This is a genomic window from Citrobacter freundii complex sp. 2024EL-00216, assembly GCF_043945515.1.
Classification (GTDB): Bacteria; Pseudomonadota; Gammaproteobacteria; order Enterobacterales; family Enterobacteriaceae; genus Citrobacter; species Citrobacter portucalensis.
Window position 1 is genome coordinate 306,250 of the sequence record NZ_JBIMRA010000002.1, and the last position, 13,199, is coordinate 319,448.

A 13,199-nucleotide genomic window follows, 5' to 3' on the forward strand; every position below is an offset into this window, starting at 1 on the left:
TGTAGGGGGTATTCAGACAGGCATCCCACCTGACCTTAAAACGATAAAGTAAAATACATCACAATGATTCATCGATTTTAGTTGTCAGCAAAGTGTGATGCTTGATACATATCAAAAAACATCCCCCTCATTCATCAATTATTACTCTTTTCATTATTTTTTATCGTTAATACATTATTCATGCAAATAATAATATTAATTTCCATAACATAAGAAGATAAAACAACTGAAGCAATTTTACATAAGGAAGAATTGACCATTCCCTCTCAGTGTGCCTTAATGTGAGTATCGCCCTCAGTTGGGTACACTACAAGGAACCTTTTGTGAGCCAGGTTACCAGCCTACGCAAACGACACCGATTTAACAGTCGCATGATCCGGATCGTACTGCTTATCAGCTTTCTCTTCTTCTTCGGACGCTTCGTCTACTCCGCCATTGGTGCGTGGCATCACCACCAGGACAAAAAAGAATCTCAGCAGACCACTCAGCCGCAACAGACAGCTCCTGCACAAACCGACGAACATTGATCGCTCGCGCCTGTGATACCCCCAGCATTAAGATTCCTTACCGGATGGCTAATCGCCTGACATTTAACCATCCGGTAAGGGATTTGAGTGACGAAACTTTACACATATCCCCCCTCTCCCGCTTAATTATCAGATAATCGGCCGTATTTTTCGCACAAATGCACAATCTTTTCATCCCACTTCACCGCACCATTCGCGCTGATTTTTACGTTCCGGTTTAGCGGACATAAAAAGACAAACAGTGCTCAAATAAACGCTAATTAATATCACCAGCAAATATCACTGACGCAAGCATTTATATTTCGCATGAAAATTAAATAGTTATTTGAATTGTTATCATTTTTAAATACTACAGGGTAATACCATGAGTGGTTTTTTATTATTCCCGAAAATAAGAAGCGGCCTTGAGTGGATCGCCGGGCACAGCGATGCTGTCATTCAATTCGGCTGGAATATCGTTGCCGCCGTGATCTTATTGTTTATCGGTAAATTTATCGCTCGTCTGCTCTCTCGTGGGCTGGAAAAGTTACTGCTTAAACGTAAAGTCGACAGAACGATCATTCAGTTCTTCACCGCGCTGGTACGTTACATTACCCTCGCCTTTTCCGTCGTCGCCGCATTAGGTCGCATCGGTATTGAAACATCCTCCATTATTGCCGTCATCGGTGCCGCCGGACTGGCCATTGGCCTCGCGTTACAAAGCTCGCTTTCCAACTTTGCCGCTGGCGTGCTGTTGGTTTCCCTGCGGCCTTTTCGCGCCGGAGAAGTAGTGCAGATTGGTGCAGTCACCGGAACAGTAGAAAAGGTGCACATCTTCTCCACCACCCTGCTAACCGCGGACAGCAAAGAAGTGGTGATTCCAAACGGTAAGATCATCGCTGACAACATCATTAACTATTCCCGTCACCCTTTTCGTCGTATCGATCTGGTGATTGGTGTGGGTTATCAGAGTCGGATTGCAGAGGTTAAGCAAGTTATTAATCACATTATCGAGCAGGACAGCCGCATCGATAAGCAACGTGGGGTAACCGTTCGTCTGGGCGAACTGGGCGCTTCAGCGTTGAATTTTTACGTGCGCGTATGGGTGCCCAATATCGAATACTGGAATACCTATTACGATCTGCTGGAAAACATTAAAGAGGCGCTGGACGCCAACCACATCGACCTACCCTATCCACAGATGGATGTGCGTATTCAGAATGTCACACCTCAGCAGCAGCCCCAGCTGCAACTGGTCGATTAGCGTACTTTCCTACAGAACATGCGCCTGAAGTATTTGCTGAAGTATTTTCTGAAATGCGTGCAATAAAAAACCCTCTGTAAACAGAGGGTTTTTTGCATATTACCGGTTCAAAAAACCGCTAACGGAAAGGGATATTATTCCCACTCAATGGTAGCTGGCGGCTTACCGCTGATGTCATACACCACGCGGGAAATACCGTTCACTTCGTTGATAATGCGGTTAGAGACGCGGCCTAAGAAGTCATACGGCAGGTGTGCCCAGTGCGCGGTCATAAAGTCGATGGTTTCGACCGCACGCAGGGAAACAACCCAGTCGTATTTGCGGCCATCGCCCATCACACCAACGGAACGAACCGGCAGGAACACGGTGAACGCCTGGCTTACCTTGTTGTACAGGTCAGCTTTGTGCAGCTCTTCAATGAAGATAGCATCCGCGCGACGCAGCAGGTCGCAGTACTCTTTCTTCACTTCGCCAAGCACACGCACGCCCAGACCAGGTCCCGGGAACGGGTGACGGTACAGCATGTCGTACGGCAGGCCCAGCTCCAGACCAATCTTACGCACTTCGTCTTTGAACAGCTCACGCAGCGGTTCAACCAGACCCATCTTCATCTCTTTCGGCAAACCGCCCACGTTGTGGTGAGATTTGATAACGTGCGCTTTGCCGGTGGCAGATGCCGCGGATTCGATCACGTCCGGGTAGATGGTGCCCTGCGCCAGCCACTTAACGTCTTCCAGCTTCAGCGCTTCTTCATCGAATACTTCCACGAATACGCGGCCAATGATTTTACGTTTAGCTTCTGGGTCGTTCTCGCCTTTCAGCGCGTCCAGGAAACGCTTTTCGCCTTCCACGTGAACGATGTTCAGGCCAAAGTGGTCGCCGAACATATCCATCACCTGCTGAGCTTCGTTGAGACGCAGCAGACCGTTGTCGACGAACACGCAGGTCAGGTTTTTGCCGATTGCACGGTGCAGCAGCATCGCGGTCACGGAGGAGTCAACGCCGCCGGACAGACCGAGGATAACTTTATCATTGCCAACCTGCTCACGAATGCGGGCAACGGCGTCATCGATAATTTTTGCCGGCGTCCACAGCGCTTCACACTGGCAGATGTCGCGCACAAAACGCTCCAGCATGCGCATGCCCTGACGGGTGTGGGTAACTTCCGGGTGGAACTGCACGCCGTAGAAGCGTTTTTCTTCGTGCGCCATGATAGCGAACGGGCAGCTGTCGGTGCTGGCAACGGTCACGAAACCTTCCGGAATGGCGGTCACTTTGTCGCCGTGGCTCATCCACACGTCCAGCAGAGGTTTGCCGTCTGCGGTCAGGGAGTCTTCAATACCGCGGACAAGCGCGCTGTCGGTCTGAACTTCAACCTGCGCATAGCCGAATTCACGTTCGTTAGAACCTTCAACATGACCACCGAGCTGCATTGCCATGGTCTGCATGCCGTAGCACACGCCGAACACCGGCACGCCCGCATTGAAAACGTATTCCGGCGCACGCGGGCTGTTTTCTTCGGTGGTACTTTCCGGACCACCGGAAAGAATGATACCGCTTGGGTTGAATTCGCGAATTTGTGCTTCCGTAACATCCCATGCCCACAGTTCACAGTAGACGCCCAGTTCACGTACGCGACGTGCAACCAGCTGAGTGTACTGCGAGCCGAAATCGAGGATGAGAATGCGATGTTTATGAATATTGTCTGTCATTGACGCTAATTCCGAGGCAAGTGAAACAAATTCGCCCGGCATATAGCCGGGCGCGGAAACTTATCAGGAGCCCATGCGGTAGTTAGGGGACTCTTTGGTGATGGTCACATCGTGAACGTGACTTTCCTGAATACCCGCACCGCTGATGCGTACAAACTCTGCTTTCGTTCGCAGCGCGTCGATAGTACCACAGCCGGTCAGACCCATACAGGAGCGCAGGCCGCCCATCTGCTGGTGAATGATCTCTTTCAGGCGACCTTTATAGGCAACGCGACCTTCGATACCTTCCGGGACCAGTTTGTCAGCAGCGTTATCGCTCTGGAAGTAACGGTCAGAAGACCCTTTGGACATCGCGCCCAGAGAACCCATACCGCGGTAAGATTTGTAAGAACGGCCCTGGTACAGTTCGATTTCGCCCGGGGATTCTTCAGTACCCGCCAGCATGGAGCCAACCATCACTGCGGCAGCACCAGCAGCAATCGCTTTAGCGATGTCGCCGGAGAAACGAATACCGCCGTCGGCGATAACCGGAATACCGGTACCTTCCAGCGCTTCAACGGCATCAGAAACGGCAGTGATCTGCGGAACACCGACGCCGGTCACGATACGGGTAGTACAGATGGAGCCAGGGCCGATACCCACTTTAACTGCGCTGCAGCCAGCTTCAGCAAGCGCGCGAGCACCTGCGCCCGTAGCAACGTTACCGCCGATGATCTGCAGGTCAGGATATTTAGCGCGAGTTTCACGGATACGCTGCAGAACGCCTTCAGAGTGGCCGTGAGAGGAGTCAATCAGCAGAACGTCTACGCCAGCGGCAACCAGCGCGTCAACACGCTCTTCGTTACCTGCGCCAGCACCTACCGCTGCACCAACGCGCAGACGACCATGCTCGTCTTTACAGGCGTTAGGTTTACGTTCTGCTTTCTGGAAATCTTTTACGGTGATCATGCCGAGCAGGTGGAAGCTGTCATCAACAACCAGCGCTTTCTCAACGCGTTTTTCGTGCATTTTGGCAAAAACGACATCGCGCGCTTCGCCTTCACGAACGGTCACCAGACGCTCTTTTGGCGTCATATATACGCTAACCGGCTGGTTCAGGTCAGTCACAAAACGCACGTCACGGCCGGTGATGATGCCGACCAGTTCGTTATCTTCAGTCACTACCGGGTAGCCAGCAAAGCCGTTACGCTCGGTCAGTTCTTTCACTTCGCGCAGAGTAGTGGTTGGCAGTACGGTCTGTGGGTCAGTTACCACGCCAGATTCGTGTTTCTTCACGCGGCGAACTTCTTCAGCCTGGCGCTCGATGGACATGTTTTTGTGGATAAAACCGATGCCGCCTTCCTGGGCCAGGGCAATTGCCAGGCGCGCTTCCGTCACGGTGTCCATTGCTGCGGAGAGCATAGGAATGTTCAGGCGAATGGTTTTCGTCAACTGGGTGCTGAGGTCAGCAGTATTCGGCAGAACGGTAGAATGAGCGGGAACGAGGAGGACGTCGTCAAACGTCAGGGCTTCTTTTGCGATACGTAGCATGGGCAATATCTCACCTGGGAGGTTATTAAATATTGCCGCGGCATTATACAGAGCGTAACCGATTGCATCCACACTTTTTTGCAAAAAAACCTTGCGCTCCTCTGTGAGCATGTTACTTTCGACTGAATAACTTGCTGATTTAGAATTTGATCCCGCTCACATGTTATCCTCTCAGACCACCTCAATTTTTACCGTAAGCCGCCTTAATCAGACGGTTCGTTTGCTGCTTGAGCAGGAAATGGGACAAGTTTGGATCAGCGGTGAAATCTCGAATTTCACTCAGCCGTCCTCCGGTCACTGGTATTTCACGCTCAAAGATGACACCGCCCAGGTACGCTGCGCGATGTTTCGCAACAGCAATCGACGGGTAACGTTCCGCCCGCAGCACGGTCAGCAGGTCCTGGTACGCGCCAACATTACGTTGTACGAACCGCGTGGCGACTATCAGATAATTGTTGAGAGCATGCAGCCAGCTGGTGAAGGCTTGTTGCAGCAAAAATATGAGCAACTCAAAGCCAAACTGCAGGCTGAAGGGCTATTCGATCAGCAGTTCAAAAAATCACTACCCTCTCCGGCTCACTGCGTTGGGGTCATTACCTCGAAAACCGGGGCTGCGCTGCACGACATTCTCCACGTGCTGAAGCGCCGTGACCCATCCCTGCCCGTTATTATCTACCCGACCGCGGTCCAGGGCGACGATGCGCCAGGACAGATCGTTCGCGCCATTGAGCTGGCGAACGCGCGGGGCGAGTGCGATGTGCTTATCGTCGGGCGCGGCGGCGGTTCTCTGGAAGATTTGTGGAGTTTTAACGACGAACGCGTAGCACGGGCAATCTTTGTCAGCCGCATTCCGGTAGTAAGCGCCGTCGGCCACGAAACAGATGTCACTATTGCCGATTTTATTGCAGATTTACGGGCGCCTACGCCATCAGCAGCGGCGGAAATTGTTAGCCGCAATCAACTGGAACTGCTGCGTCAAATTCAGCATGGCCAGCAGCGTCTGGAGATGGCGATGGACTACTACATCGCCAACCGTACTCGTCGCTTTACCCAGCTTCATCACCGTTTGCAACAGCAACATCCGCAACTGCGTCTGGCCCGTCAGCAGACCGTGTTGGAGCGGCTGCGTCAGAGGATGAATTTCGCCCTTGAGAATAAGATTAAGCAGGCCAATCAGCGCCAACAGCGCGTAAGTCAACGCCTGAGCCAGCAAAACCCACAGCCGCGCATTTATCGGGCGCAAACCCGTATTCAGCAACTGGAGTACCGTCTGGCAGAGAATATCCGCGCGCGTTTAAGTGCACAGCGAGAACGCTTCGGTAATGTGGTGACGCATCTTGAAGCGGTGAGTCCTCTCTCGACGCTCGCTCGCGGCTATAGCGTCACTACCGCGACCGACGGCAAAGTGCTGAAGCAGACCAAACAGGTAAAAACCGGTGATGTGCTCACTACCCGCCTGTCAGACGGCTGGGTAGAGAGCGAAGTGAAAGGCGTAACGACGGCAAAGAAAACGCGTAAGAAAAAGCCAGATTAAACCGGCACAAACTCCACACGTTTCTTCGAAATCAGACCATGACCATTCTGACAGAAGTAATCCACCGCACCGCAGGCTTTTAACACCTGGAGTGGCTGATGGCACTCCGGGCAGCGCGCTTCTAACGGAATATCTTTTTTACAGTTTTCACAGTGTGCCACACCGTTTTGTGGTTCCAGTTCTGCATGACAATCCGGGCAGGTCATCGACATGGTGACTCCTTTAAATGGCGTTCAATTCTGCGCTAATTTTACCATGATACGCTTAGTGTGAACCACGCAACTGTTGCTGTAGGATCAGTAATCGTTCTACCTCATCCAGCCTGCGCTGCGTCGTGCGGCTCACCTCCTGCGGGCTGCGTTCAAACAGACTTTGCGTCCCCAGAATATGTTCCGCCAGACAATGGGCATAAATCGTACCAGGCAGACACCAACGTTGCACAACATCACCGTCAATCAATTCGAGCACATCATCGGCACCCCGTCGGTCGTAGCTGATGATACGCCCATCACGCAGATAAAGGCGCAGACCTTTTTGTCCACCAGCAGGCCCCGCGTATTTATTCAGCCAGATATCCAACGGTACACCGCTAATCAGTCCTTGCAGATGCGCCTCTCCTTCAGCCGTGGTCAGGTCACCCTGGATGATGTTACGTCCCAGACGGTCTTTAGCGCTCTTCACCTGCAGGGTCATGCTGTCATTACCGCCCAGGTAACGCACTGTTTCACGCAGCATGGCCAGTACGTGTGTGCCAATGTCCAGAATCACACCGTCCGGGTGGCGAAGCTCACGCGTATCTGGCTCACCAGTGGCAAAGTTGAGCGCGATCGGCTCTCCTGTAGCGTTATATCCGCTCGGCTCCTGCAAAAAACCGTCGATTTTAACAACGTCTGAAAAGTGAGAGACAAGTGCCTGTTGTGGGTTATCGCCCTGCCACTGCGCACCGAGTTTTCCCAATGCCAGCTGCATTGCGCCATTGCGCGCCATCCAGTGGTCGAGCGCCAGCACACGGTCGGCAGCGTCGGGTGGCTCCAGCAGCGTTTTCAGTTTTTCAATTTGGGAAAGCGTGGCAACAATCGGTTTTTCAACCACGATTCGTGCGATGGGAGCGGCCAGCGCCTGTTCAAGCACATCGAGATGATGCAGGGATGCGGTGGTGATAAACAGGGTATCAAGCGGTGTTGCAAGAAGTTCAGCGAGCGATGCACAGCGTGTCACACCAGCGGGCTGTTTTGCGGGTTGCACGTCAAATCCCACACAGCACAGGGAATCACCGTAAAGTTTACGCAATGCGGGCAAGTATGCCGTTTCAACGACTGCGCCAAGCCCAACAAACCCTAACAGCATGTTCTCACCTCGTAAATGAATTGGCCGGGACATCACGTCTGCCCCGGCACAATCGAGGTGTTATCAGGCGCTAGTAGCCGGTTTAGTTTGCGTATTCTCCAGCATGCGACGGATCGGCACAATGAGGACGATCAGTACCGCAGCGCAGATAAGCAACGCAATCGAGCAGCGAGCGAAGAGATCCGGCAGCATATCCAGTTGGTCGGCCTTCACATGACCACCAATCAGACCTGCGGCCAGGTTACCCAGTGCACTGGCGCAGAACCACAGGCCCATCATCTGCCCGCGCATTCTTTCCGGGGCCAGCAGCGTCATGGTCGCCAGACCGATCGGGCTCAGGCACAACTCACCAAGCGTCAGCATCAGGATACTGCCCACCAGCCAGAACGGGGAGACGCCTGCGCCACCGTTACTGAGAACGTTTTGCGCTGCCAGCATCATCAGACCAAAGCCTGCAGCGGCACAGAGAATACCGATAACGAACTTGGTGATGCTGCTCGGGCGAATATTCATGCTCGCCAGTTTCGGCCACGCCCAGCTGAATACCGGTGCCAGCAGAATGATAAACAGTGCGTTTATCGACTGGAACCAGACCGCCGGGATTTCAAAATCGCCGATCATACGGTTAGTGTAGTCGTTAGCGAACAGGTTGAATGATGTTGGCTTCTGCTCAAATGCAGACCAGAAGAACGCGGCGGAAACCAGCAGGATAAAGCAGACCAGCAGTCTGGCGCGCTCTTTACGGTTCAAACCGGCAAAGATGAACAGGTAGATAAAGTACAAGGCAACGGAGGCTGCAATCACGTATACCAGTATGCTGGCAACCGCGACCGGATTTATCACAATCACGCCCTGCGCAATCAGCGTAACGATAACGGCTACGCCGACGGCCAGCGCCAGCAGCCACGCGCCCACACCGTTACGTTTCACTACCGGGCTGTTCCAGGTTGAGTCCAGACCCACTTCGCTGTCATAACGTTTCATCGATGGAACGGCAAACACACGGAAGATGATCAATGCCACCAGCATCCCGATACCACCGATGCCAAAGCCCCAGTGCCAACCGTGGGATTTAATCAGCCAGCCGGAGATCAGCGGCGCGATAAACGATCCCATATTGATGCCCATATAGAACAGCGAGAAGCCGCCGTCGCGACGCGCATCGCCTTTTTTATACAGCGTGCCAACCATCACTGAGATACAGGTTTTAAACAGACCAGAACCGAGCACGATAAACATCAGGCCGATAAAGAACAGGTTGTTCCCCATAATGGCCGAGAGCGCGATCGACAAGTGACCGAGCGCAATCAAAATGGAACCGTACCACACCGCTTTCTGTTGGCCGAGCCAGTTATCCGCCAGCCAGCCACCAGGCAACGCGGCGAGATACATCGTACCGGCAAAGATACCCACAATCGCCGAGGCATTTTCACGCGCCAGCCCCATGCCGCCGTCATAAACGGTAGCAGCCATAAACAGGATCAGTAACGGGCGAATGCCGTAAAACGAGAAGCGCTCCCACATCTCTGTGAAGAACAGCGAGCCGAGCGGGTAAGGATGACCGAAGAAAGTTCGGCTTTCTTTTTGATTAACAGAGGATTGCATAATTCTCCCGAAAGTTATGTCGTCGTGCGTGTAAACACCGCGATGTACGCCAGCCAGTTACGTATCTGACCGATTTTTTACATGCGGCGAAAAGTTATTTAACCATTTGATAACCTAAGGCTAGTTTTGTCTAGTACCAGCCCCCGGACTTTAAGATGAAAACTCGACAAATGTCTACTTTCTTAGATTTAAACTTGGCAAAAAACGAATAGTGATTGACTTTACACAGGGGGAGATCAGCAATGGGCAGACGAAAAAAAACCCGCGACAAGCGCGAGTTTTTATCTGCATCAGCAACAGTTACTTGCTTTTTTTGATGTGCTTAATCAAACGCTTACGCTTACGCATCTGAGTCGGCGTCAATGTATTACGTTTGTTCGCAAACGGGTTCTCCCCTTCTTTGAACTGAATACGGATCGGCGTCCCCATTACGTCCAAAGACTTGCGGAAATAGTTCATCAGATAGCGCTTGTAGGAATCCGGCAGGTCTTTGACCTGGTTGCCGTGAATCACCACGATTGGCGGGTTATAACCACCAGCGTGGGCATATTTCAGCTTCACACGACGACCACGCACCAGCGGCGGCTGATGATCTTCTACTGCCATGGTCATGATGCGCGTCAGCATCGCGGTGCTCACGCGACGTGTAGAGCTATCGTATGCTTCACGGACCGATTCAAACAGGTTACCCACGCCGCTACCGTGCAGAGCTGAGATAAAGTGTACGCGCGCAAAATCAATAAAGCCCAGACGGAAGTCCAGCGTCTCTTTGACCTGCTCTTTTACTTCCTGCGTCAGGCCATCCCACTTGTTCACAACGATAACAAGTGAGCGCCCACTATTGAGGATAAAGCCCAGCAGCGACAGGTCCTGATCGGAAATCCCTTCACGCGCGTCAATCACCAGCATCACCACGTTGGCATCTTCAATTGCCTGCAGCGTTTTGATTACTGAGAATTTTTCTACCGCTTCGGTAATTTTGCCGCGCTTACGCACGCCCGCGGTATCGATGAGCACATATTCGCGTTCATCGCGCTGCATCGGAATATAAATACTGTCACGCGTGGTTCCCGGCATGTCGTAAACCACCACGCGGTCTTCGCCGAGAATACGGTTAGTAAGCGTGGACTTACCTACGTTCGGACGGCCGACGATTGCCAGTTTAATCGGCAAATCCTGCGGGTTGAAATCGTCCTCAGGCTCTTCTTCGCCGTTTTCTTTGGCTTCAAGCTGCGCCCAGTATTCTGCGTCTTCATCCACTTCTTCCTGAGGAGCAACGTCATCCATCCACGGCAGCAGAACATGCTCCAGCAGGCTGAGAACACCACGACCATGGGACGCCGCGATCGGATAAATTTCACCCAGACCCAATGAGTAGAAATCAACAACCGCCTGGTCAGGATCGAGTCCGTCAGTTTTGTTGGCGACCAGGAACGTCGGTTTCTGGCGCGAACGCAGATGTTTAGCAATAGCTTCATCCGCTGGCATCAGGCCAGCACGCGCATCCACCATGAACAGCACAACGTCTGCTTCTTCGATAGCCAACAGCGACTGTTCCGCCATACGGGTTTCAACACCGTCTTCGGTGCCATCAATACCGCCGGTATCAATACAGATAAACTCACGGCCTTCAATTTCCGCACGACCGTACTTACGGTCACGAGTCAGACCCGGGAAATCCGCAACCAGCGCATCTCGGGTGCGAGTTAGACGGTTAAATAACGTGGATTTGCCAACGTTAGGGCGCCCGACAAGCGCGACCACAGGTACCATGTTTAAAGCCTCATTTAAAAAATCATCAGACAACGGGCACAGTTTTTGCCCCGTTGTTAAAAACAGTAAAACGGCCCCTGCACCAGGAGCCGTTTTTCAAAGCGAGCGGCCGGGACGATTAACGCGTAATGGAGTACAGCGTACCGTCTTTCGCCTGGATCAGCAGTTTACCATCAGCAGAGACCGGCTCGGTCAGGAAACCTGAGCTGTCGACTTTCTGCTGGGCAACAAAACGACCATCGTCAACGTTAATCCAGTGCAGGTAGCCTTCGCTATCACCGACGACCAGATTGCCATTATACAATACCGGGGACGTCAGCAGACGGTGCAGCAGATCGCTTTGCGTCCACAGCGTCACGCCGCCATCGGTGGTCAGCGCCAGTACGCGGTCATTCTGGTCAACCAGGTAGATACGGTTACCGTCGACGATGAAATCATTCACCGAGCCCAGTTCGCGTTTCCACATAATCTGACCGCTGCGCAGATCCAGCGCCGTCAGGTTACCATTATAAGCCAGCGCGTAAACAACGCCATTGACGATAACCGGCGTAGTATCAACATCGCTCAGACGATCGATTTCCGTTGGGCCTGTCGCCTGAGAGATACGCTGCTGCCAAATCATCTGGCCTTGCTGCATCAGCACGGCGCTCACGCGACCGTTATCACCGCCGACAATAGCTGCGCCAAAGGCGGTTGCCGGAGCGGATTCACCACGCAGAGACAGGGAAGGCATGTCGAGGTTAACGGTCCATTTGATGGCGCCATCAGCTTCGTTTAATGCCTGCAACTGGCCGTTGCTGGTGTGGATCAAAACTACGCCATCGCTCACAACAGGACGAGACAGCGCTTCACCGGCGACTTTCGTCTGCCATGCGGTGGTACCGTCGCTGGTATTCAACGCATAAACCTGTGCTTTTTCGCTGCCAATGTAAACATGTCCGCCGGACACGGTTACACCGCCAGAAAGCTGTGCAGATGCACGGGAGAACCAGCCGTCTTTCTCACCCAGATTCACAGACCAGACTTCTTTACCGTCGCCTGCGTTCAATGCTTTCACTACACCAGCGCGATCGGCTGCATAGACAACGTTATCCGCCAGCGCAGGGTGAAGATTGGAATAGAAATCACCAATACCGTTACCTACGGAGGTGCTCCATTCCGTAGACGGAGTAAACTGGTTTTCAACCACCGGTAATGGGGACATCTTAACGACATCTTCTTCGCCACTAAACAGTGAACAGCCGCTCAATAGGGTAACGGAAAGCAGCCCTGGCAGAAGTAATTTACGCAATTGCATCGGGTCCCTCTCAGATGGACAAATTATTGATTTTCATCTGCATCATTTCGCTCAGAGCAGGAGAGGCATCGCTTTTCACACCCGCTTCCCATGCGCTACGCGCACCTTGTTTGTCGCCTTTGCTCAGCAACGCTTCACCGCGCAGATCGGCAACAATGGCCGTCCACCCTTCACCTTTAATGGTGTCGAGTGTTTTCAGCGCGGTATCAGCCTGTTTAAGCTGAACCTGAACACGAGCCAGACGCAGGTTAATCACCGCTTTGAGATTTTCATCGCTGGTCGCAGCCAAGCCCTGTTGCAGCTGACTTGCGGCTTTCTCAAGTTCATTTTGGTCAACAAACTGCTGCGCAAGTTCCAGTGAAGCTAGCGCGCCGTAGGTATTTTTATTCTCTGCAGCAAATTTCTCAGCGGCAGGAATGCTGTCCGGTTTACCCGCGCTAACCGCAGTCACCGTATTTTGATATGCCAAAGAAGCAGAGCGTGCGGACTCCGTCTGATGGCTGGTCCAGTAACGCCAACCAACCAGCGCGCCAACCCCTAAAATGATCCCAACAGCCAGCGCCTTGCCGTTTTCAGCAAAGAAGCGTTTTACCGCATCAACCTGGTCGTGTTCGTTCTCGTAAATTTCCAC

11 protein-coding genes are annotated in these 13,199 nt (G+C 52.6%); 3 read left to right on the plus strand and 8 right to left on the minus strand.

The features are described from left to right. Positions 1–323: 323 nt before the first annotated feature. Positions 324–527, plus strand: coding sequence for a YfgG family protein (locus ACHHZ7_RS03900; protein ID WP_008785446.1), 204 nt, complete (start codon positions 324–326; stop codon positions 525–527). Between the two features lie 364 nt (positions 528–891). Next, positions 892–1,770, plus strand: a complete 879-nt coding sequence (gene mscS / locus ACHHZ7_RS03905) for a small-conductance mechanosensitive channel MscS (protein WP_048234740.1) — start codon at positions 892–894, stop codon at positions 1,768–1,770. A 134-nt stretch (positions 1,771–1,904) separates the two neighbouring features. On the opposite strand, the gene guaA is transcribed toward mscS, so the two are convergent. Both guaA and guaB read right to left on the minus strand, forming a co-directional pair. Continuing rightward, positions 1,905–3,482 carry a glutamine-hydrolyzing GMP synthase gene (gene guaA / locus ACHHZ7_RS03910; RefSeq protein WP_008785448.1) on the minus strand — a complete coding sequence of 526 codons (1,578 nt, stop codon included), beginning with the start codon at positions 3,480–3,482 and terminating at the stop codon, positions 1,905–1,907. A 63-nt stretch (positions 3,483–3,545) separates the two neighbouring features. After that, entirely contained in the window at positions 3,546–5,012 is a 1,467-nt protein-coding gene (gene guaB, locus ACHHZ7_RS03915) for an IMP dehydrogenase (protein WP_003037756.1), read from the minus strand. Between the two features lie 160 nt (positions 5,013–5,172). Between guaB and xseA the strand changes: the two genes are divergently transcribed. Continuing rightward, positions 5,173–6,546 (plus strand): exodeoxyribonuclease VII large subunit, encoded by a 1,374-nt coding sequence (gene xseA, locus ACHHZ7_RS03920; RefSeq protein WP_057068022.1) that lies wholly within the window; start codon positions 5,173–5,175, stop codon positions 6,544–6,546. Here xseA and ACHHZ7_RS03925 read toward each other — a convergent pair. The 6 genes from ACHHZ7_RS03925 to ACHHZ7_RS03950 all read right to left on the minus strand — a co-directional run bounded on the left by ACHHZ7_RS03925 (position 6,543) and on the right by ACHHZ7_RS03950 (position 13,199). Beyond that, positions 6,543–6,758, minus strand: coding sequence for a zinc ribbon domain-containing protein (locus ACHHZ7_RS03925; RefSeq protein WP_003835160.1), 216 nt, complete (start codon positions 6,756–6,758; stop codon positions 6,543–6,545). The two genes, xseA and ACHHZ7_RS03925, sit on opposite strands and share 4 nt — an antisense overlap. Positions 6,759–6,810: 52 nt before the next feature. After that, positions 6,811–7,893: a Gfo/Idh/MocA family oxidoreductase gene (locus ACHHZ7_RS03930; RefSeq protein ID WP_057068024.1), complete on the minus strand. Its 1,083-nt coding sequence runs from the start codon at positions 7,891–7,893 to the stop codon at positions 6,811–6,813. 63 nt (positions 7,894–7,956) lie between these two features. Continuing rightward, a complete protein-coding gene (locus ACHHZ7_RS03935) occupies positions 7,957–9,498 on the minus strand; it encodes a peptide MFS transporter (RefSeq protein ID WP_048225012.1) in 1,542 nt (513 codons plus the stop codon). Between the two features lie 300 nt (positions 9,499–9,798). Continuing rightward, positions 9,799–11,271 carry a ribosome biogenesis GTPase Der gene (gene der, locus ACHHZ7_RS03940; RefSeq protein ID WP_003835168.1) on the minus strand — a complete coding sequence of 491 codons (1,473 nt, stop codon included), beginning with the start codon at positions 11,269–11,271 and terminating at the stop codon, positions 9,799–9,801. 118 nt (positions 11,272–11,389) lie between these two features. Beyond that, complete coding sequence (gene bamB / locus ACHHZ7_RS03945; protein WP_008785453.1) at positions 11,390–12,568, minus strand: outer membrane protein assembly factor BamB; 1,179 nt, start codon at positions 12,566–12,568, stop codon at positions 11,390–11,392. A gap of 10 nt (positions 12,569–12,578) precedes the next feature. Further along, positions 12,579–13,199, minus strand: a complete 621-nt coding sequence (locus tag ACHHZ7_RS03950) for a YfgM family protein (protein ID WP_003835172.1) — start codon at positions 13,197–13,199, stop codon at positions 12,579–12,581.